This is a genomic window from Streptomyces sp. enrichment culture (assembly GCF_964273255.1).
Lineage (GTDB): Bacteria > Actinomycetota > Actinomycetes > Streptomycetales > Streptomycetaceae > Streptomyces.
The window spans coordinates 2,267,779-2,287,603 of sequence record NZ_OZ186835.1 but is presented as its reverse complement, the minus strand read 5'-3'; the positions used below and the strand labels follow the sequence as shown (position 1 = coordinate 2,287,603).

Below are 19,825 nucleotides of genomic sequence, written 5' to 3'. Positions count from 1 at the left end.
CGCCCCTCGCCGTGCGCGCCCGTCCGCGGACTCAGAAGACCTTGGACAGGAACGACTTGGTGCGCTCGTGCTGCGGGTCGGTCAGCACGTCCCGCGGGTTGCCGGACTCCACGACCACGCCGCCGTCCATGAAGACCAGGCTGTCGCCCACCTCGCGGGCGAAGCCCATCTCGTGGGTGACGACGACCATGGTCATGCCCGACTCGGCGAGGTCGCGCATGACGTCGAGGACGTCACCCACCAGCTCCGGGTCGAGCGCCGACGTCGGCTCGTCGAACAGCATCAGCTTGGGCTCCATGGCCAGCGCCCGGGCGATGGCCACCCGCTGCTGCTGACCGCCGGACAGCTGCGAGGGGTAGTTCCTCGCCTTGTCACCGAGCCCCACGCGCTCCAGGAGCTGCATCGCGCGCTCCTTGGCCTCCGCCTTGTTGGCACCCCTGACCTGCACCGGCGCCTCGATGACGTTCTCCAGCGCGGTCATGTGCGGGAACAGGTTGAAGCGCTGGAACACCATGCCGATGTCCCGGCGGTTGAGCGCGACCTCGCTGTCCTTGAGCTCGTAGAGCTTGTCGCCCTTCTGGCGGTAGCCGACCAGCTCGCCGTCGACGTAGAGGCGGCCGGCGTTGATCTTCTCCAGGTGGTTGATGCACCGCAGGAAGGTCGACTTGCCGGAGCCGGAGGGTCCGATGAGGCAGAACACCTCACCGCACTTGACCTCGAGATCGATGCCCTTGAGGACCTCGACGGCGCCGAAGGACTTGTGGACGCCCTCCGCCTTGACCATCGGGACGCTCGGGTCCCGCTCGGGCGTCGGCGCGGACGACTGCTTCTTCTGGATCATGCCTGGCCTCCGTTCGGGCGGCCGAGGGACAGCAGGTTCGCCTTGACCTTCTGCAGGGGCGTGGGCGGCAGCTGTCGGGTGGAACCGCGGGCGTAGTGGCGCTCCAGGTAGTACTGGCCGACGCTGAAGACCGACGTCAGCATGAGGTACCAGGCAGCCGCCAGGAACAGCATCTCGGCCGGGGAACCGGAGGTCTGGCCGATGTCCTGCGCCACGCGGAGCAGTTCGGAGAACTGCACCACGGACACCAGCGAGGTCGTCTTCAGCATGTTGATGACCTCGTTGCCGGTGGGCGGCACGATCACGCGCATGGCCTGCGGGATGACGATCCGGCGCAGGGTCTTCGCGTGGCTCATGCCCAGCGCGTGCGACGCCTCGGTCTGGCCCTCGTCCACCGAGAGCAGACCGGCACGGCAGATCTCCGCCATGTACGCGGCCTCGTTGAGGCCCAGGCCCAGCAGCGCCGTCAGGAGCGGGGTCATGAAGTCCGACCACTCGTCCCGGTAGAACGGACCGAGGTTGATGTACTCGAACACCAGGCCCAGGTTGAACCAGACGATCAGCTGCACCAGGACCGGCGTGCCGCGGAAGAACCAGATGTAGAACCAGGCGATCGCCGACGTCACCGGGTTGCGGGACAACCGCATGACGGCCAGGATCACGCCGCCGACGATGCCGATCGCCATGGCCAGCACGGTCAGCAACAGGGTGTTGCCCACACCGGCGAGGATCCGGTCGTTGAAGAAGTAGTCCGGGATGGCGCCCCAGTTGATCTTGCCCTGGGAGAACGCGTAGACGATGCTGCCCAGCAGGACCAGGGCGATGACGGCGGTGACGTACCGCCCGTAGTGCCGGACCGGAATGGCCTTGATGGCCTCCGGTCCGGCCGGGGGCTTCCCGTCCGGTCCCGTCGTCTTGTCGATGTCAACAGTCACGGGTGATGCCTTTCAGTGCCGCCTGCTCGCGGTCACTTGCCACCGTTGATGGTGGCTTCCTCGATGGCGCCGTCCGTGACGCCCCACTTCTCCAGGATCTTCTGGTACTCGCCGTTCTCGATGATGGCGTCCAGTGCGGCCTTGAGGGCGTCCCGCAGTTCGGTGTTGTTCTTGGCGACCGCGATGCCGTACGGCGCCGCCTCGACCTGCTCGCCGACGATCTGGAAGTCGTTGCCGCCTCCGGAGGTCTTCACGGCGTAGGCCGCCACCGGGAAGTCGGAGGAACCGGCGTCCGCGCCGCCCGCGCGCAGGCGGGTCTGGGCCTGCTGGTCGTTGTCGAAGCGCTCGATGGTGAGCTTCTTGCCGGCGGGGCACTTCTTCGCCTCGGCCTTGGCGAGGTCCTCGGAGACGGTGCCGCGCTGCAGGACGATCTTCTTGCCGCACAGGTCGGACCAGTTCTTGATGCCCTGGTCGTCGCCCTTCTTGGTGTAGATCGACACGCCGGCCGTGAAGTAGTCGACGAAGTCGACGCCCTCGCCGACCTTCTTGCCGGTCGCGGGGTCGACGCCGTTCTGGCGGTCGGCGTTGTCCGTCATGGCGGACATGGCGATGTCGTAGCGCTTGGAGCGCAGACCCGTGATCAGGGTGTCGAAGGTGCCGTTCTCGAACTCGAACGTCACACCGAGCTGCTTGCCCATGGCCGCGGCGATGTCGGGGTCGATGCCGACGACCTTGCCGGAGCTGTCCTTGAACTCGACCGGCGCGTAGGCGATGTCCGACCCGACCTTGATGACGCCCTTGTCGCGGATCGACTGGGGCAGCTCGTCGGCCAGCGGGGCGGTGCTGGTCTTGGACTCGCCGCTGCTCGAGCCGTTGTCCTTGGTCTGGTCACCGCAGCCGGTGAGAAGCAGTGCGCCTGCGACCGCGATCGCGCCGACCGCGGCAGTCCGGGAGCGCGCGGCGGTGGTACGACGGGTGGTGCTTGCGGTCATGGTGGTTCCTCCGGCGGATGGGTGGAGTGCCGATGGGGTCGGGGCCGTCGTCGATGGGCATCGACAACGCCGCAGGTCGACAACAACACACGTCTTCGAGTGTCGCGACCCCGTGTGATTACGGCATCTTGCCATTCGGACTGGGCCATTCAGGGGGCCCGCCATGTCAAAATCGGATAACGGGTCACACTCGAACCGCACCACTCCGGTACATCACGGCCGGACAGTCTGCGGGAATCTTCCATTCCGGCCGGAAGATCTTCGGTACAACGGGAGATCGGGAGACGAGCCCCGCCTCGTTTGGCGCCCCGCGACCGGTTGCCGCTCGTTTGTCCAGGTCTTGTCCTGAAATCAGTCGATGAATCCCGGCGCCGGTCTGTGACCTTCGCGTTATGGACTCGTCCTCGGTGGCGTCCGTCCGGTAAGAAGGTTCTTTACACCCCTCATCCGGGGCTCAGGGCGCGTGTGCGGCGCGCCCGTCGCGTCAGGCCCGTACGTATCCACCACCGGGCCGAGCGCGGTCCCGCCCACCCCTCACCAGGAGTGGCAAACCCTCAAACCGTGAACAATTAAGGGGTAAAACCTAGTGGCAGCGGAGATTGTCAATCCTCGCAGCGACAGCGAAAGCCGGAACGGGCAGAACGAGGAGGGTTCAGGGGCGGAGCCCCTGGAGTCCTTCGACCCGGCATTCGCGCTGCACCGCGGCGGCAAGATGGCTGTGCAGGCCACTGTGCCGGTCCGCGACAAGGACGACCTGTCCCTGGCGTACACGCCCGGCGTCGCGAAAGTGTGCAGCGCGATCGCCGAGCAGCCGGATCTCGTCCACGACTACACCTGGAAGTCGTCCGTCGTCGCCGTCGTGACCGACGGGACGGCCGTGCTCGGGCTCGGTGACATCGGTCCCGAGGCCTCCCTCCCCGTGATGGAGGGCAAAGCGATCCTGTTCAAGCAGTTCGGCGGCGTGGACGCCGTTCCCATCGCCCTGAACTGCACCGACGTCGACGAGATCGTCGAGACCGTGGTCCGGATGGCCCCCTCCTTCGGCGGGGTCAACCTGGAGGACATCTCGGCGCCCCGGTGCTTCGAGGTCGAGCGCCGGCTGCAGGAGCGGCTGGACATCCCGATCTTCCACGACGACCAGCACGGCACGGCCGTCGTGACGCTGGCGGCCCTGCGGAACGCCGCACGGCTGAGCGGCCGTCCGCTGGGCGACCTGCGGGCCGTCATCTCGGGCGCCGGAGCGGCGGGTGTGGCGATCGCCAAGATGCTCATCGAGGCCGGCATCGGGGACGTCGCGGTCGCCGACCGCAAGGGCGTCGTCTCGCGGGACCGGGACGACCTCACGCCGATCAAGACCGAGCTGGCGTCGTTCACCAACAAGGCCGGGATCTCCGGCACGCTGGAGGCCGCCCTGGAGGGCGCCGACGTGTTCATCGGCGTGTCCGGCGGCACCGTGGCGGAGCCCGCGGTGGCGTCCATGGCCAAGGGCGCGTTCGTCTTCGCCATGGCGAACCCGAACCCGGAGGTGCACCCGGAGGTCGCGCACAAGTACGCGGCCGTCGTGGCCACCGGGCGCTCGGACTTCCCCAACCAGATCAACAACGTGCTGGCGTTCCCGGGCATCTTCGCCGGGGCCCTGCAGGTGCGCGCCTCGCGCATCACCGAGGGCATGAAGCTGGCGGCCGCCGAGGCGCTGGCGTCCGTGGTCGGTGACGACCTCGCCGCCGACTACGTCATCCCGTCGCCCTTCGACGAGCGGGTCGCCCCCGCCGTGACGGCGGCCGTGGCCGCCGCCGCGCGGGCCGAAGGAGTCGCCCGCCGCTGACGCGTCCCGACGTGCGCGGTCGCGAGACCTGGATCGGCCCCGTCCCGGGTGGACGGGGCCGATCGCTGTCTCCGGCGGACGCTCCGGGCGGGGCGCCCGGATTCTGGGCGGCGGGTTGGGCCGACCGGGTGGTCCCCGGGCCGTGCGCGGACCGCCGGGACGCCTCGCGGCGGCTGACGGGAGGGCCCGGGCCGCCTCGCGTGCGCTCTTCCGGAGGGCGCACCCGGGAGCCCACGGGTGGGGATCCCTGCCGGCGCAACAGGGCGTGTCTCACAGCGCGGGACTGTTCCTTCGGTGCCCCGGGGACCCTAGGGTCAAGGTCATGTTCGCTGTCTACGCCGCCCGAATCGACCGCGACCAGCCGCTCTCCGGTCTGGAGTCGGGAGAGCGACCTGCTCCCGAGGCCCGTCCCGGCTGGAGCACCGTCACGGTCAAGGCCGCCTCCCTCAACCATCACGACCTGTGGTCCCTGCGCGGCGTCGGCCTCGCCGAGGACAAGCTGCCGATGATCCTCGGCTGCGACGCCGCCGGGATCGACGAGGACGGCAACGAGGTCGTCCTGCACTCGGTGATCGGCCAGACCGGTCACGGGGTCGGCCCCGGGGAGCCCCGGTCGATCCTGACGGAGCGCTACCAGGGGACCTTCGCCGAGCAGGTGGCCGTGCCGACCTGGAACGTCCTGCCCAAGCCCAAGGAGCTCTCCTTCGAGGAGGCCGCCTGCCTGCCCACGGCGTGGCTGACCGCCTATCGGATGCTGTTCACCAACGCCGGTGTACGGCCCGGTGACTCGGTGCTGGTGCAGGGCGCGGGCGGCGGTGTCGCGACGGCGGCCATCGTGCTCGGCAAGGCCGCCGGGCTGCGGGTCTTCGCCACCAGCCGGGACGAGGCCAAGCGCAAGCGCGCGCTGGAACTGGGGGCCGTGGAGGCCCTGGAGTCCGGCGCGCGGCTGCCGCAGCGGGTGGACGCGGTCATCGAGACCGTGGGTGCGGCGACCTGGTCCCACTCGGTGAAGTCGCTGCGCCCCGGCGGCACCCTGGTGATCTCCGGTGCCACCAGCGGCGACCGGCCCTCCCACGCCGAGCTGACGCGGATCTTCTTCCTGGAGCTCAAGGTCGTCGGGTCGACCATGGGTACCAAGGACGAGCTGGAGGACCTGCTGGCGTTCTGCGCGGCCACGGGAGTGCGCCCGGTGATCGACGAGGTGCTGCCCCTGGACCGGGCCCGCGAGGGCTTCGAACGGATGGCGTCCGGTGAGCAGTTCGGGAAAATCGTGCTGACCGCCCCCTGAGTATTCCTCGCGGTGCCGCTCGGGTGCCGCGCTGTCCCTGTCACGGCCGGTCCGGGTCCCCCGGGCCGGCCGTCGGCGTTCCTCCCGCCGGGCCGCATGTATGTCAACCACAGTTGACAGGGCCGGGTTGTCAACGTAAGTTGACATCATGAGTGAGGCAACCGATCTGGCCGCGCGGGCCGGAGACCGTGATCCGCGCGTGGGGCTGCGGGCCGTCGCCGCACTGCGCCGGCTGCTGGAGCAGTTGGAGGCGGTGCAGGTGCGCAACGCCCGTAACCAGGGCTGGTCGTGGCAGGAGATCGCCGGTGAACTCGGCGTCAGCAGGCAGGCCGTGCACAAGAAACACGGGAGGCATTGATGTTCGAACGGTTCACGAAGGATGCCCGGGCCGTGGTGAAGGAGGCGGTCCGGGTGAGCGAGGAGGCGGGGGACCCGTCCATCACGGCCGAGCATCTGCTGCTCGCCCTGCTGGACCGCGAGGGAAGCCGGGGCGCCTTCGCCCTGGCCGCCCTCGGGCTCGCGGAGCGCAAGGAGTCCGTGCGGGAGGCGCTGGAGGGGGCGCGGCGCAGGGCAGGGCTCACCCGGGCCGAGACGGACGCCCTCGCCGGGCTGGGCATCGACGTGTCGGAGATCGTGGCCCGGGTGGAGGACGCCCACGGCGTCGGGGCGATGTCCGGCGACCGGTGGGGCCGCGGACGACGGACGGGCCACCGGCCCTTCGACCGGGACGCCAAGGAGGTCCTCACGGGCGCGCTGCGGGCCGCCACCGCCCACCGGGACCGCGCCATCGGCGACGAGCACCTGCTCCTGGCGCTCACCGGCCGAGCGGGCGTCCCCGCCGAGGTGCTCGCCGACCACGGGGTGACGTACGAGGCCGTCACCCGCGTGCTCCACGGCAGCGGCGAGGCCAAGGCGGGCTGACCGGGGCGGCCGGCCGGTACGGCCGCCGGGCCGCCCGCGGTCCTGGCGGGTCAGCTTCTGGGACTCCGCAGCAGCGCGCCGATGTGGGCCGCCGCCGTGGAGAGGTGGCGGCGGGTGTCCCGGAGCTGGTCCTCGGTGATGCCGTGGTCCCGGGCCGCGTCACGGATGTCGTCCCGGAAGCGGTCCAGCAGCCGGTCGAGGTCCCGGCCGGGGTCGCCGGTCGGCTCCGTGGCGCCTTCGTGTGCCCAGGAGGGGGTGTAGGAGGCCGGGAAGTCCGCAGGAGTCTCGGAGTACGCCGGCTGGTCGGTCGCCGGCGTACCGCTCTCCCGGCCGAACGGGAAGTCCTTGCCCCCCAGGTTGCTGCCCAGGTCCTTCCCGAGATCCTTGCCGAACTCACTGACCTCCCGGGCCAGTTCGGCCAGCCCCTCGCGCAGGCCCGTCGGCCAGTCGCCCCGGGAGAAGTGGCCCTGCACCTGTTCCTGGACCCGGCGCGCGAGGCGCTGCACCTCCTCCTGGGCCTGTTCCCTGGCCCGCTCCTGGGCCTCCTTCGCCTGGCGCCGGGCCCGCTGGGCCTCCTCGCGGGCGCGGCGGCTCTCGTCCTTGGCGCGGCGGGCCTGTTCCCGCCACTCCTGCTTCGCGCGGCGCATCTCCTCCTTGGCGGCACGCCACGCCTCCGTCTCACCGAGGCCGGAGAGGTCGCCGAAGGGTGAGTCCGTCCCGCTGCCCTGGGCGGCGGCCGGCCGGCGGGCCCGGTCCGCAGCCGCCCGCATCTTGCGCCGCAGGTCGCCCGCCGCCCCCCGCACGTCCGCCTTGATCTCGGCGGCGAGTTCAGCGACCGACTCCCGGATCTCCAGCTCCAGATCGGCCAGCTCACCGCTGCGGTCGGCCAGTTCGGCACGGCCGGCGTCGGTGATGGAGTACACCTTGCGGCCGCCCTCGGTGGTGTGGGTGACCAGGCCCTCCGCCTCCAGCTTGGCCAGGCGGGGGTAGACCGTGCCCGCCGACGGCGCGTAGAGGCCCTGGAAGCGCTCCTCCAGGAGGCGGATCACCTCGTAACCGTGGCGCGGGGCCTCGTCCAGCAGCTTGAGCAGGTAGAGGCGGAGGCGTCCGTGGGCGAAGACGGGGGGCATGTCAGAGCACCTTCTTCTCGGTCGGGTCGGCGGTCGGACCGTCGGCCGGGGCGTCACCGGGGCCGGTGGGCGGAGCGGACCCGCTGTCGGGCGGGGCGGATGTCCCCGGCGCGCCCGCGTCGTCCCCGGACGGGCGGCGCAGCAGGGCGATGGACCCGGAGACGGTCGTGGCCCGCAGTCTGCCGGTGCCGGCGCCGAGACGGCCGGTGATCTTGTGGGCGCCCCACTGGCCCTGTATCCGCAGGTCGTCGAAGGCGTTGGAGATGGCACCGCTCGCCGTGTTCGCCTCGACCTCGGCGTCCGCCGGATCGGGCAGCCGGATCGCGACCTCGCCCGAGACGCTGGTCAGTCCGACGTCGGTCGGGCCGTGCGGATCGAGGTCCACGATCATCGAGCCGCTGACCGAGTCGGCCCGGACGGAGGGGCCGGACCCCTCGACGACCGTCAGGTCGCCGGAGACGGAGTTGAACCGCAGATCGCCGGTGACGGCCTGGGCCTCCAGATTGCCGGACACCGTGTCCGCCCGGACCGGCCCGGACAGCGCCACCAGGGTCGTGTCGCCCGTGACGCCCTTCACCACCGTCCGGCCCCGAATGCCCGAGACCACGGCAGCGGCGCCGACCACCCCCACCTCGACCCGCGTCGCCGCCGGGACCGCCAGCGAGACCACCGCGTTGCGGCGCCATCCCTTGCGGTCCAGCAGCTTCAGGAAGCCCTTCCAGGGCAGATCCTCGTACGCCACCGTCAGGGCACCGCCCTGCTGCGTGACGATCAGGGGCGGACCCTCGATCTCCGACACCTGGAGCCGGGCGGAACCTTCCTCGGTGCCCACGACGTTCACCGTTCCGTTGACGATGCGGACGTGGAGCTCGCTCACGGGCTCGTCGAAGGCGAGTTTCGCGGGCTCCGCGACGGACCACTCGGGCATGGTGGGACCTCCTGAATACGCGCCATATCGCGTCTTACGTGATTCACGATATATCGCGCTCAGGGGAAAACCAAGACACTCGTTCGGGTGGATCGCTCGTCCGCGCTCCTGACGTGCGGGCCGCTTACGCCTGCCTGCTGCCTGCTGCCTGCTGCCTGCTGCGGGGAGCGCGGAGAGTGCGGGGAGCGCGGGGGAGGCAGGGCAGGACGGCGGGAGACGGGAAGGTAGGCGCGGGAAGGGCGCGCGACGGCGCCCTGTGGCATGCCGCGCCTCGGGGTGCGCGCGGTGGGGATGTGGGGGTGAGGCCGTCGTGAGGGGGAGTGGGTGCCGAGGCCGGAGGCCCTGACCGTCGCCGCATGGCGTGGCGCGGTCCATGTCCGCGGGCGGGCCTGGCGGCAGTCCGACACTGCGCGGGACGGCGCACCGCCCCCTGTGCTGCTGCGCTCCTTGGTCCTGCCGCGCTGGTGCCCTGCTGCCGGAGAAGCCCCGAGCTGCCGGCGGTGTACGGACGCCGGGGCTCCGTGCCCGCCCCCGGACGGTCGCTCGCCCTTGATCAGATCACCCGCAGAGCCCCCGCAGTGGGCGTCTGCGTCGAGACGTCACGAACCCGAGGCGCTACGAACCCGAGGTGTCACGAACCCGAGGTGTAACGAACAACGAGGTGTCACGAACCCGAGGCGTCACGCCCCGAGACCTCGGGGACCGAGGCGTCGCAGACCCGACAGAGCAGAGGCCCGAAGGGGGCAGACGCCCCGAGAGGGTGAGCGCCCCGAGGGGTGAGCGGCCCAAGGGGGGAGCGCCCCGAGGGGGTGAGCGGCCCGAGGGTCAGCAACCGGGGAGGCGCCGGCCGGCCGGCCGAGCCGCTGTCACGGGCCGTGCGCAGCACACCCCCGCGCTGGCGGCATCCCCGCCCCGTCTCCACGCACCCGCGCCCGACGCGCCCGCACCCCACAGGCCCGCTGCCGGCGCGACCGCACGACCCACGACCACACGACCGCGCGACCTCACGCCCGCATGCCACGCCCGCCCGCCACCGCACGCCGACGAGCCGAGCCCTCAACGCCGACAGGCCAGTCACCGGCGGCCCGGCCCCCGACACCCCCCGGCACCCCCGGTGCGCCCCGGACCCCGTCGCCGTCGCCTACTCGCCGTCGCCTACTCGTCGTCGTCCTCGTCGTCCAGACGTGCCAGCCAGGTGGCGAGGCGCTCCACCGGTACCTCGAAGTCGGGATTCAGGTCGACGAAGGTCCGCAGCTGCTCCGCGAGCCACTCGAAGGAGACCTCCTCCTCGCCGCGCCGCTTCTCCAGTTCCTCGATGCCACGGTCCGTGAAGTACATGCCGTCCAGGATAGGACCAGGAGAAACGGCTGGGCCGCACCCCCCGGGCGGAGGATGCGGCCCAGCCGTGAAGCGGAACGCGGGGGCGGGGCCTAGGCCTCGAACACCTCGCGCACCAGCTGCTCCTGCTCGGCCTGGTGGCGCTTGGCGGAGCCCACCGCGGGCGACGAGCTGTGCGGACGCGAGATGCGGCGCAGGCGCTCGTCGTGCGGCACGTCGGCGCCGACGGCCAGGTCGAGGTGGTCGATCAGGTTGAGCGCGATGAACGGCCAGGCACCCTGGTTCGCCGGCTCCTCCTGGGCCCACAGGTACTTCTCGGCGTTCGGGTACTTCTTGATCTCCGCCTGGAGCTCGGCACCCGGCAGCGGGTACAGGCGCTCGATGCGGATGATCGCGGTGTCCGTCGCGCCGCGCTTCTTCCGCTCGGCGTCGAGGTCGTAGTAGACCTTGCCGGAGCAGAAGACGACCTTCTTGACCGTGGCCGGGTCGACCGTGTCGTCGCCGATGACCGGGCGGAACTGGCCCGAGGTGAACTCCTCCGCCTTCGAGGCCGCGGCCTTCAGGCGCAGCATGGACTTCGGGGTGAAGACGACCAGCGGCTTGTGGTGCGGGTTGTGCACCTGCCACCGCAGGAGGTGGAAGTAGTTCGACGGCGACGTCGGCATGGCGACCGTCATGTTGTTCTGCGCGCACAGCTGCAGGAACCGCTCCGGGCGGGCCGAGGAGTGGTCCGGGCCCTGGCCCTCGTAGCCGTGCGGCAGGAGCAGGACCACGCCGGAGGTCTGCGCCCACTTCTGCTCGGCCGAGGAGATGAACTCGTCCACGACCGTCTGCGCGCCGTTGACGAAGTCGCCGAACTGCGCCTCCCACATCACCAGCGCGTCGGGGCGGGCGAGCGAGTAGCCGTACTCGAAGCCCATCGCCGCGTACTCGGAGAGCAGGGAGTTGTAGACGTTGAGCCGTGCCTGGTCCTCGGAGAGGTACTGCAGCGGCGTGTACTCCTCGCCGGTGCTGCGGTCGATGATGACCGCGTGGCGCTGGCCGAAGGTGCCGCGCTGGGAGTCCTGGCCCGCCAGGCGGACCGGCACGCCCTCCAGGAGCAGCGAACCGAAGGCGAGGGTCTCGCCCATGCCCCAGTCGATCGTGCCGTCCTCGACCATCGTGGCCCGGCGCTGCAGCTGCGGCAGCAGACGCGGGTGCACGGTGATGTGCTCGGGGATGTTGACCTGGGAGGCGGCGATCCGCTTGACGACCTCCGAGGACACCGCGGTGTTCACGGCGACCGGGAACTCGGCCTGCGGGTCGGTGGCGATCTCGGAGGAGGGCTGCGCGGTGGCCTCGCGGACCTCCGTGAAGACCTTCTCCAGCTGGCCCTGGTAGTCCTGCAGCGCCTGCTCGGCCTCTTCCAGGGTGATGTCGCCGCGACCGATGAGCGACTCGGTGTAGAGCTTGCGCACCGAGCGCTTCTTGTCGATCAGGTCGTACATCAGCGGCTGGGTGAAGGCCGGGTTGTCGGACTCGTTGTGACCGCGGCGGCGGTAGCAGATGAGGTCGATCACCACGTCCTTGTTGAACGCCTGGCGGAACTCGAAGGCGAGCCGCGCCACGCGCACGACGGCCTCGGGGTCGTCGCCGTTGACGTGGAAGATCGGGGCCTCGATCATGCGGGCCACGTCCGTCGCGTACATGGAGGAACGCGAGGACTCGGGGGCCGCGGTGAAGCCGACCTGGTTGTTGATGACGATGTGGACCGTGCCGCCGGTGCGGTAGCCGCGCAGCTGCGACATGTTCAGGGTCTCGGCCACGACGCCCTGGCCCGCGAAGGCCGCGTCGCCGTGCAGCGCCACCGGCAGGACCGTGAAGTCCGTGCCGCCCTTGTTGATGATGTCCTGCTTGGCGCGGGCGACGCCCTCCAGGACCGGGTCCACCGCCTCCAGGTGGGACGGGTTGGCGACCAGGGAGACCTTGATCTGCTCGCCGTCCAGGCCGGTGAAGGTGCCCTCGGCGCCCAGGTGGTACTTGACGTCGCCGGAGCCGTGCATCGACTTCGGGTCGAGGTTGCCCTCGAACTCGCGGAAGATCTGCGCGTACGACTTGCCGACCACGTTGGCCAGCACGTTCAGCCGGCCGCGGTGGGCCATGCCGATGACGACCTCGTCCAACCGGGACTCGGCGGCCGAGTCCAGGACCGCGTCCAGCAGCGGGATGACGGACTCGCCGCCCTCCAGGCTGAAGCGCTTCTGGCCGACGTACTTGGTCTGCAGGAACGTCTCGAACGCCTCGGCGGCGTTCAGGCGGCGCAGGATGCGCAGCTGCTCCTCGCGCTCCGGCTTGGTGTGCGAGCGCTCGATGCGGTCCTGGATCCACTTGCGCTGCTTGGGGTCCTGGATGTGCATGAACTCGACGCCGGTGGTGCGGCAGTACGAGTCGCGCAGCACACCGAGGATGTCGCGCAGCTTCATCAGGGTCTTGCCGGCGAAACCGCCGACCGCGAACTCGCGCTCCAGGTCCCACAGGGTGAGCCCGTGCTCGGTGATGTCCAGGTCGGGGTGCTTGCGCTGGCGGTACTCCAGCGGGTCGGTGTCGGCCATGACGTGGCCGCGGACCCGGTAGGAGTGGATCAGCTCGAAGACCCGGGCGGCCTTGGTGACGTCGTCGTCGTGCGAGGCGTCGATGTCCTTGAGCCAGCGGACCGGCTCGTAGGGGATGCGCAGCGCCTCGAAGATCTCGTCGTAGAAGCCGTTCTCGCCGAGCAGCAGGTTCGCCACGGTGCGCAGGAACTCGCCGGAGGCGGCGCCCTGGATCACCCGGTGGTCGTAGGTCGACGTGAGCGTCATGACCTTGGAGATGCCGAGCTTGTTCAGGGTGTCCTGGCTGGTGCCCTGGAACTCCGCCGGGTAGTCCATCGAGCCGACGCCGAGGATCACCGACTGGCCGGGCATCAGGCGGGGCACCGAGTGCACGGTGCCGAGGCCGCCGGGGTTGGTCAGCGAGACCGTGACGCCGGTGAAGTCGTCCATCGTGAGCTTGTTGTCACGGGCACGTCGGACGATGTCCTCGTAGGCCTGCCAGAACTCGAAGAAGTTCATGGTCTCGGCCTTCTTGATCGCCGCGACGACGAGCTGGCGGTCGCCGTTGGGCTTCACCAGGTCGATGGCGAGACCGAGGTTGACGTGCTCCGGCTTCACCAGGGTCGGCTTGCCGTCCACCCGCGCGAACGAGTAGTTCATCGACGGCATGGCCTTGATCGCCTGGACCATGGCGTAGCCGATGAGGTGCGTGAAGGAGATCTTCCCGCCCCGGGCGCGCTTGAGGTGGTTGTTGATGACGATGCGGTTGTCGAACAGCAGCTTCACCGGCAGCGCGCGTACGGACGTGGCCGTGGGCAGCTCCAGCGAGGCGTCCATGTTCTTGGCCACGGCTGCGGACGGACCGCGCAGGGTGACCTGCTCGGGACCCTCCTTCTTCGCCTCGGTTTCCTTGCCGTCCCTGCCGTCCTTGCCGCTCTTGGCCCCGGCGGCGGGAGCCTGCTTGGCCGGGGCGGGGGCGGGCTTCGCGGCGGGCGCGGCGGCCTTCGCCGGGGCGGCGGCCCGGGCCGGGGCCTTGGCGGGGGCCGGCTGGGCTGCCGGGGCGGCGGCGGGCTTCGCGGCGGGGGCCTGTGCGGCCGGCTTGGCCGGGGCGGTCGCGTTCGCGCCCTGGGGCGCCGCGGCCGTGCTGCTCGCCGGGGCCGAGGTCGCGGGCGCGCCCGGCTTGTAGTCCGCGAAGAAGTCCCACCAGGCTCGGTCCACCGAGTTCGGGTCCTGGAGGTACTGCTGATAGATCTCGTCGACGAGCCACTCGTTGGCACCGAAGGCCGCCGCGGGGTTCTTCCCGGATTGGTCGGTGTCGGACGTGGGGGTACCACCCGGCCGAAGGCTGGGGGAGCTCGAGTTACTGGGGGACTGTGGCGACACGGCGTCAACCGCCCTCTTCCGCTTCACAAGATGATGGACAGCGGGAATCAAGGCTACGCCCCTGAACGCGAGAAGGTCAGGTCGGGCCCGTGCAACGTCGTGGAAGTCACATTGTGAAGGGTGTTTCACCGCGCGAAATGGCGGGAAACAAGCGTGGTTCCGCTTCATCGGCCCTGGTCGGGGGCAGGTCGGCATCGACCCGGCGCACCCCGTGCACGGGTTTCTCCCTGCTCACACGTGTCCGTCAGCGCGAACGCGGGTGGATCATCGGGCTCCGATTCGAACCCTACGTCAACCTCGGGTGGCGGGAGCTCCCGGAAGAGTGACAAGAATTCGGCAACCCCGATCGGATTCGGCCACCCGGATGCGGCCCCCGTGGAGATCGACGGCCCAGCGGGCGATCGCCAGCCCCAGTCCCGTGCCGCCGTCGCTGCCCGGACCGTGGGGCCGGTTGACGCTGCCGCGGTTGAACCGCTCGAAGACCCGGTGCCACTCGGTGCGCGGGATGCCGGGGCCCTCGTCCAGCACTTCCAGCTCCAGGGACCCGGGCTGCTCGCCGCGCCGCGCCTTCACCGTCACCCGGCCGTGCGGCGGGCTGTGCTTGACCGCGTTGTCGATCAGGTTGGCGACCACCTGGTGGATGCGCTCCGGGTCGGCGTGCGCGGTCAGCTCCGGCGGCGACACGTCCAGGCGCAGGTGCACGTCGGTCCGCGTGTGGCTGCCGGAGCCGGTCGCCATCCCCGCCCGCGCCGAGGCGACCATGTTGGCCTCCTTCAGCACGCCCGACAGGTACGGCCACACCTCGAAGCGGCGCTTCTTCAGCGGGACGACGCCGTTGTCCAGCCGGGACAGGTCCAGCAGCGTCTCCACCAGCCGGCCCAGCCGCTCGGTCTGCTTCAGCGCGGTCCGCATCGTCTCCGGGTCGGCCTCGGTGAGACCGTCGACGATGTTCTCCAGCACCGCGCGCAACCCGGCGATGGGGGTGCGCAGCTCGTGCGAGACGTTGGCCACCAGCTCCTTGCGCTGCAGGTCCTGGGCCTCCAGCTCGTCGGCCATGGCGTTGATCGTCTGGGCCAGGTCGCCCAGCTCGTCCCGCCGGTTCTCGCGCACCCTGCGGGTGTAGTCGCCGTGCGAGATGGAGCGGGCCACCGCGTTCATGTCGTCCAGCGGCGCGGTGAGCGAGTGGGCCACGAACTGGGTGATGAGCAGGGTGGCGATCATCGAGAACACCGTGATGAAGCGCAGCTCCGTCTTGGTGTGCACGGCGATCACCGACAGACCGGTGGTGATCAGCACGGAGACGACGACCAGCGCGCCCAGCTTCGTCTTGATCGAGAACGGGCGCACACCGCCCCAGGGCTCCGGGCCCCGCGCGCCTCCGCGTCCGGCCGGCCCGTCGCTCATGGCGTCGGCGTCTCCAGGGCGTAGCCCACGCCGTGCACGGTGCGGATGCGCTCGGCACCGATCTTCCGGCGCAGCGCCTTGATGTGGCTGTCGACGGTCCGGGTGCCGGAGGCGTCCGCCCAGTCCCAGACCTCCGCGAGCAGCTGCTCCCGGGAGAGCACCGCGCGCGGGGTGTTCGCCAGGCACACCAGGAGGTCGAACTCGGTGGGCGTCAGGTGGACGTCCTCGCTGCGCACCCGCACCCTGCGCTGTGCGTGGTCGATCTCCAGCTCGCCCATGCGCAGGATCCCGCTGCGCGGGGTGGTGGCCGCCAGGGCCGCCCGCTCCATGCGGCGCAGCAGGACGTGCACGCGGGCCGCCAGCTCGCGCATGGAGAACGGCTTGGTCATGTAGTCGTCGGCGCCGACGCCGAGCCCGACCAGCATGTCCGTCTCGTCGTCGCGCGCGGTCAGCATCAGCACCGGCACCGGCCGCTGGGCCTGGACCCGGCGGCAGACCTCCAGGCCGTCGAAGCCGGGCAGCATGATGTCGAGGATCAGCAGGTCGGGCTGCCATGCCTCCGCCGTGTCGACGGCGGACGGGCCGTCACCGGCCGTTTGCACGAGGAATCCCTCGGCGCGCAGGCGGGTCGCGATGGCGTCCACGATCGTCGCGTCGTCCTCGACCACCAGGATCCGGCGCTGCGCGCCGGGGGCCGCCGTGCCGTTGTGGGTGGTCTGTGTCTGCTCCATCGCCCGCCCCTGAAGTGTGCTTTCCGGAAACCGTGGGGTGAATCCGTGCTCTGCCCATGAGTGCGATCGACGCGGAAGGGCCCCGCGTCAGTGCAGCAGCGTACGGGGAGTCGCGGCGGCTTTGCTATCCAGGGCGGACGGCGAGGTGCACGACGTCGGGAACGCCCCGGGCAACGGGGATCTCTTCGGTACGCACCTGCTGGAACCCGGCATTCCGCAAGGTTCCCTCGAATTCCGGAGACGGCTTGGCGGACCACACCGCGAGCACCCCGCGCGGCCTCAACACCCGTGTGCACGCGGCCAGTCCGGCGGGCGTGTAGAGGCCCTCGTTGTCCTCGGTGACGGTCCAGTCGGGCCCGTTGTCGATGTCGAGGCAGAGCGCGTCGAACGTGGCGGACGTCTCATTGACGTACGCCACCAGGTCCGTCTCCACGATCTCCGTGCGCGGGTCGGCGAGGGCCTCGGCGGAGAGGCGGGCCAGCGGGCCGCCGTCGCGGTGCCAGTCGATGATGGCCGGTTCGCGCTCCACCACCGTGATGCCTCCCCAGCGCGGCCCGGCGGCGGCGTGTGCGAGTGAGAAGCCGACGCCGAGGCCGCCGATCAGGACGCGTGGCCCCGGCCGCGGCGGGCGGCCCTCCCGGGCGTCGGCCGTGTCCAGCGCCGCCAGCGCGGCGTCGACCAGCAGCCGCTCCGAGCGGCCGTCGGAGGTGTCCATCAGGAAGCAGCCGTTCGCGATGATCTGGAGCAGGTCCCCGTGACGGCGCAGGACGACCTCGCCGTACGGGCCCTCGCGGCGGTCCAGGACTTCGGGGATGACGTACGGGGTGGACATGCGTTCATCTTGGCAGGACCCCGCGCGGCGGTGATCGCTGACAGCGAACACGGCTCCGGGAACATTCGGCAGCGGCTCTGCATTGAGTCGGTATAGCTCAACTTGACTGCCGAAGGGGAGATCATGGCTACTGAGTCCGCATCGCTCGCCCTACCCGTGCTGCCGCTCGACGACGAGGTCGTGCTGCCCGGGATGGTGGTCCCGCTGGACCTGAGCGACTCCGAGGTGCGCGCCGCCGTGGAAGCGGCCCAGGCCGCCGCCCGGTCGACGCCCGGCAAGCCCCGGGTCCTGCTGGTCCCGCGACTGGACGGCACCTACGCCGGCACCGGCGTGCTGGGTACGGTCGAGCAGGTCGGACGGCTGGCCGACGGCGACCCCGGCGCCCTGATCCGGGGCCGCGACCGCGTCCGCATCGGCGCCGGCACCACCGGGCCGGGCGCGGCCCTGTGGGTGGAGGCCACGCGGATCGAGGAGAGCGTGCCCGACCCCCTGCCGGGGCAGGTGGCCGAGCTGGTCAAGGAGTACAAGGCGCTCGCCACCGCCTGGCTGCGCAAGCGCGGCGCCTGGCAGGTCGTGGACCGGGTCCAGGCCATCGACGACGTCTCCGCGCTCGCCGACAACTCCGGCTACTCGCCGTTCCTGTCCACCGAGCAGAAGGTCGCCCTGCTGGAGACGGCCGACCCCGTGGCCCGGCTGAAGCTGGCCACCCAGCAGCTGCGCGACCACCTCGCCGAGCAGGACGTCGCCGAGTCCATCGCCAAGGACGTCCAGGAGGGCGTCGACAAGCAGCAGCGCGAGTTCCTGCTGCGCCGCCAGCTGGAGGCCGTCCGCAAGGAACTGCGCGAGCTGAACGGCGAGCAGGAGGGCGAGGAGTCCGACGACTACCGCGCCCGCGTCGAGGCCGCCGACCTGCCGGAGAAGGTCCGGGAGGCCGCCCTCAAGGAGGTCGACAAGCTGGAGCGCGCCTCCGACCAGTCGCCCGAGGGCTCCTGGATCCGCACCTGGCTCGACACGGTCCTGGAGATGCCGTGGAACGAGCACACCGAGGACGCCTACGACATCCGCGGCGCCCAGGCCGTGCTCGACGCCGAGCACGCCGGCCTGCAGGACGTCAAGGAGCGCATCACCGAGTACCTGGCCGTCCGCAAGCGGCGCGCCGAGCGCGGTCTCGGCGTGGTCGGCGGGCGCCGAGACCAGGGGGCGGCGCGAAGCGCCTCGGTTGAGGGTGGCGGCGGGCGACGGGGGGGCGGTGCCGTGCTCGCGCTGGTCGGCCCGCCCGGCGTCGGCAAGACCAGCCTCGGCGAGTCCGTCGCCCACGCCATGGGCCGTAAGTTCGTCCGGGTCGCCCTCGGCGGTGTCCGCGACGAGGCCGAGATCCGCGGCCACCGGCGCACCTACGTCGGCGCCCTGCCCGGCCGCATCGTGCGGGCCATCAAGGAGGCCGGGTCGATGAACCCGGTCGTGCTGCTCGACGAGATCGACAAGGTGGGCTCCGACTTCCGCGGCGACCCCTCGGCCGCCCTGCTGGAGGTGCTCGACCCGGCCCAGAACCACACCTTCCGGGACCACTACCTGGAGGTCGAACTGGACCTGTCCGACGTCGTCTTCCTCGCCACCGCCAACGTCCTGGAGGCCATCCCGGAGGCCCTGGCGGACCGCATGGAGATCGTCCGGCTGGACGGCTACACCGAGGACGAGAAGATCGTCATCGCCCGCGACCACCTGCTCCCGCGTCAGCTGGAGCGCGCTGGACTGGCCCCCGACGAGGTGACGCTTCAGGAGGGTGCGCTGCGCAGGCTGGCCGGCGAGTACACCCGCGAGGCGGGCGTGCGCAATCTGGAGCGGTCCGTCGCGCGGTTGCTGCGCAAGGTCGCCGCCCAGCACGAACTGGGCGAGCGCGAGCTGCCCTTCACGGTGACCGAGGACGACCTGCGCGGTCTGATCGGACGGCCGCACCACGTGCCCGAGTCCGCCCAGGACCCGGCCGAGCGGCGCACCTCCGTACCGGGCGTGGCGACCGGGCTCGCGGTGACCGGCGCGGGCGGCGACGTGCTCTACGTGGAGGCGTCCCTGGCCGACCCCGAGACGGGCGCCGCCGGGCTGACCCTGACCGGTCAGCTGGGTGACGTGATGAAGGAGTCCGCGCAGATCGCCCTGAGCTTCCTGCGCAGCCACGGCGCCGAGCTGGAGCTGCCGGTGGGCGACCTGAAGGACCGGGGCGCGCACATCCACTTCCCGGCGGGCGCGGTGCCCAAGGACGGCCCGAGCGCGGGCGTCACGATGACCACCGCGCTGGCCTCGCTGCTCTCCGGCCGCCTGGTCCGCACGGACGTGGCGATGACCGGCGAGGTCTCGCTGACCGGGCGGGTGCTGCCGATCGGCGGGGTGAAGCAGAAGCTGCTCGCGGCGCACCGGGCGGGGATCACCACGGTGATCATCCCCAAGCGCAACGAGCCCGACCTGGACGACGTGCCCGAGGAGGTGCTGGACAAGCTGGACGTCCACGCCGTCACCGACGTCCGCCAGGTCCTCGAACTGGCGCTGGCCCCGGCCACCGAGGGCGCCGCGCCGGAGGTTCCGGTCGCCGTGTGACGGCGGTGGCCGGATACGGGAGGCCCGGGCTTTCGTGAGGGAGGCCCGGGCCTCTCCGTGCGTCCGGGCCTCTCCGTGTGTCCTGGCCCTCTGGTACCTCCGGGCCTCTCCGTGC

The 19,825-nt window shown here is 71.0% G+C and carries 15 protein-coding genes; 5 read left to right on the top strand and 10 right to left on the bottom strand.

The window, feature by feature from the left end:
• Positions 1 to 31: 31 nt before the first annotated feature.
• Genes ACSU53_RS09675 through ACSU53_RS09665 form a run of 3 tightly spaced genes read right to left on the bottom strand, consistent with a single transcriptional unit; the run spans position 32 to position 2,768 of the window.
• Positions 32 to 784 (bottom strand): amino acid ABC transporter ATP-binding protein, encoded by a 753-nt coding sequence (locus ACSU53_RS09675; protein ID WP_362092558.1) that lies wholly within the window; start codon positions 782 to 784, stop codon positions 32 to 34.
• Between the two features lie 53 nt (positions 785 to 837).
• On the bottom strand, positions 838 to 1,776 hold the full coding sequence (locus tag ACSU53_RS09670; RefSeq protein ID WP_437026450.1) for an amino acid ABC transporter permease: 939 nt from the start codon (positions 1,774 to 1,776) through the stop codon (positions 838 to 840).
• A 32-nt stretch (positions 1,777 to 1,808) separates the two neighbouring features.
• Positions 1,809 to 2,768, bottom strand: a complete 960-nt coding sequence (locus ACSU53_RS09665) for an ABC transporter substrate-binding protein (RefSeq protein WP_437026448.1) — start codon at positions 2,766 to 2,768, stop codon at positions 1,809 to 1,811.
• Between the two features lie 586 nt (positions 2,769 to 3,354).
• Between ACSU53_RS09665 and ACSU53_RS09660 the strand changes: the two genes are divergently transcribed.
• The 4 genes from ACSU53_RS09660 (at position 3,355) to ACSU53_RS09645 (ending at position 6,802) form a co-directional block, all read left to right on the top strand.
• A complete protein-coding gene (locus tag ACSU53_RS09660; protein WP_437026447.1) occupies positions 3,355 to 4,593 on the top strand; it encodes an NAD(P)-dependent malic enzyme in 1,239 nt (412 codons plus the stop codon).
• Between the two features lie 322 nt (positions 4,594 to 4,915).
• Entirely contained in the window at positions 4,916 to 5,881 is a 966-nt protein-coding gene (locus ACSU53_RS09655; RefSeq protein ID WP_437026446.1) for a zinc-binding dehydrogenase, read from the top strand.
• A 148-nt stretch (positions 5,882 to 6,029) separates the two neighbouring features.
• Positions 6,030 to 6,239, top strand: coding sequence for a helix-turn-helix domain-containing protein (locus tag ACSU53_RS09650; RefSeq protein ID WP_437026444.1), 210 nt, complete (start codon positions 6,030 to 6,032; stop codon positions 6,237 to 6,239).
• Complete coding sequence (locus ACSU53_RS09645; RefSeq protein WP_437026442.1) at positions 6,239 to 6,802, top strand: Clp protease N-terminal domain-containing protein; 564 nt, start codon at positions 6,239 to 6,241, stop codon at positions 6,800 to 6,802. The genes ACSU53_RS09650 and ACSU53_RS09645 overlap by 1 nt, the downstream gene beginning before the upstream one ends.
• Positions 6,803 to 6,852: 50 nt before the next feature.
• Here ACSU53_RS09645 and ACSU53_RS09640 read toward each other — a convergent pair whose 3' ends face one another.
• The 7 genes from ACSU53_RS09640 to ACSU53_RS09610 form a co-directional block, all read right to left on the bottom strand.
• Positions 6,853 to 7,932 carry a helix-turn-helix transcriptional regulator gene (locus tag ACSU53_RS09640; protein ID WP_437026440.1) on the bottom strand — a complete coding sequence of 360 codons (1,080 nt, stop codon included), beginning with the start codon at positions 7,930 to 7,932 and terminating at the stop codon, positions 6,853 to 6,855.
• A gap of 1 nt (position 7,933) precedes the next feature.
• On the bottom strand, positions 7,934 to 8,860 hold the full coding sequence (locus ACSU53_RS09635) for a DUF4097 family beta strand repeat-containing protein (protein WP_437026438.1): 927 nt from the start codon (positions 8,858 to 8,860) through the stop codon (positions 7,934 to 7,936).
• 1,155 nt (positions 8,861 to 10,015) lie between these two features.
• The gene (locus ACSU53_RS09630) at positions 10,016 to 10,198 is read right to left on the bottom strand and encodes a DUF6104 family protein (RefSeq protein ID WP_164434833.1); all 183 of its coding nucleotides are present in this window, start codon (positions 10,196 to 10,198) and stop codon (positions 10,016 to 10,018) included.
• 92 nt (positions 10,199 to 10,290) lie between these two features.
• Positions 10,291 to 14,151: a multifunctional oxoglutarate decarboxylase/oxoglutarate dehydrogenase thiamine pyrophosphate-binding subunit/dihydrolipoyllysine-residue succinyltransferase subunit gene (locus ACSU53_RS09625; RefSeq protein WP_437026437.1), complete on the bottom strand. Its 3,861-nt coding sequence runs from the start codon at positions 14,149 to 14,151 to the stop codon at positions 10,291 to 10,293.
• Positions 14,152 to 14,442: 291 nt separating this feature from the next.
• Positions 14,443 to 15,555 carry a HAMP domain-containing sensor histidine kinase gene (locus tag ACSU53_RS09620; RefSeq protein WP_437026435.1) on the bottom strand — a complete coding sequence of 371 codons (1,113 nt, stop codon included), beginning with the start codon at positions 15,553 to 15,555 and terminating at the stop codon, positions 14,443 to 14,445.
• Positions 15,552 to 16,286, bottom strand: coding sequence for a response regulator transcription factor (locus tag ACSU53_RS09615; protein WP_437026433.1), 735 nt, complete (start codon positions 16,284 to 16,286; stop codon positions 15,552 to 15,554). Before ACSU53_RS09615 ends, ACSU53_RS09620 begins: the two co-directional genes overlap by 4 nt.
• Before the next feature lie 124 nt (positions 16,287 to 16,410).
• Entirely contained in the window at positions 16,411 to 17,118 is a 708-nt protein-coding gene (locus ACSU53_RS09610) for a spermidine synthase (RefSeq protein ID WP_437026431.1), read from the bottom strand.
• Positions 17,119 to 17,241: 123 nt separating this feature from the next.
• Between ACSU53_RS09610 and lon the strand changes: the two genes are divergently transcribed.
• Positions 17,242 to 19,710, top strand: coding sequence for an endopeptidase La (lon, locus tag ACSU53_RS09605; RefSeq protein WP_437026429.1), 2,469 nt, complete (start codon positions 17,242 to 17,244; stop codon positions 19,708 to 19,710).
• Positions 19,711 to 19,825: the final 115 nt, after the last annotated feature.

Excerpts from the sequence above, each read along its gene's own strand:
- ACSU53_RS09675 (WP_362092558.1), bottom strand. The coding sequence starts at position 784 with ATGGTCAAGGCGGAGGGCGTCCACAAGTCCTTCGGCGCCGTCGAGGTC.
- ACSU53_RS09665 (WP_437026448.1), bottom strand. The coding sequence starts at position 2,768 with ATGACCGCAAGCACCACCCGTCGTACCACCGCCGCGCGCTCCCGGACT.
- ACSU53_RS09655 (WP_437026446.1), top strand. The coding sequence starts at position 4,916 with ATGTTCGCTGTCTACGCCGCCCGAATCGACCGCGACCAGCCGCTCTCC.
- ACSU53_RS09650 (WP_437026444.1), top strand. The coding sequence starts at position 6,030 with ATGAGTGAGGCAACCGATCTGGCCGCGCGGGCCGGAGACCGTGATCCG.
- ACSU53_RS09645 (WP_437026442.1), top strand. The coding sequence starts at position 6,239 with ATGTTCGAACGGTTCACGAAGGATGCCCGGGCCGTGGTGAAGGAGGCG.
- ACSU53_RS09640 (WP_437026440.1), bottom strand. The coding sequence starts at position 7,932 with ATGCCCCCCGTCTTCGCCCACGGACGCCTCCGCCTCTACCTGCTCAAG.
- ACSU53_RS09635 (WP_437026438.1), bottom strand. The coding sequence starts at position 8,860 with ATGCCCGAGTGGTCCGTCGCGGAGCCCGCGAAACTCGCCTTCGACGAG.
- ACSU53_RS09630 (WP_164434833.1), bottom strand. The coding sequence starts at position 10,198 with ATGTACTTCACGGACCGTGGCATCGAGGAACTGGAGAAGCGGCGCGGC.
- ACSU53_RS09620 (WP_437026435.1), bottom strand. The coding sequence starts at position 15,555 with ATGAGCGACGGGCCGGCCGGACGCGGAGGCGCGCGGGGCCCGGAGCCC.
- ACSU53_RS09615 (WP_437026433.1), bottom strand. The coding sequence starts at position 16,286 with ATGGAGCAGACACAGACCACCCACAACGGCACGGCGGCCCCCGGCGCG.
- ACSU53_RS09610 (WP_437026431.1), bottom strand. The coding sequence starts at position 17,118 with ATGTCCACCCCGTACGTCATCCCCGAAGTCCTGGACCGCCGCGAGGGC.
- lon (WP_437026429.1), top strand. The coding sequence starts at position 17,242 with ATGGCTACTGAGTCCGCATCGCTCGCCCTACCCGTGCTGCCGCTCGAC.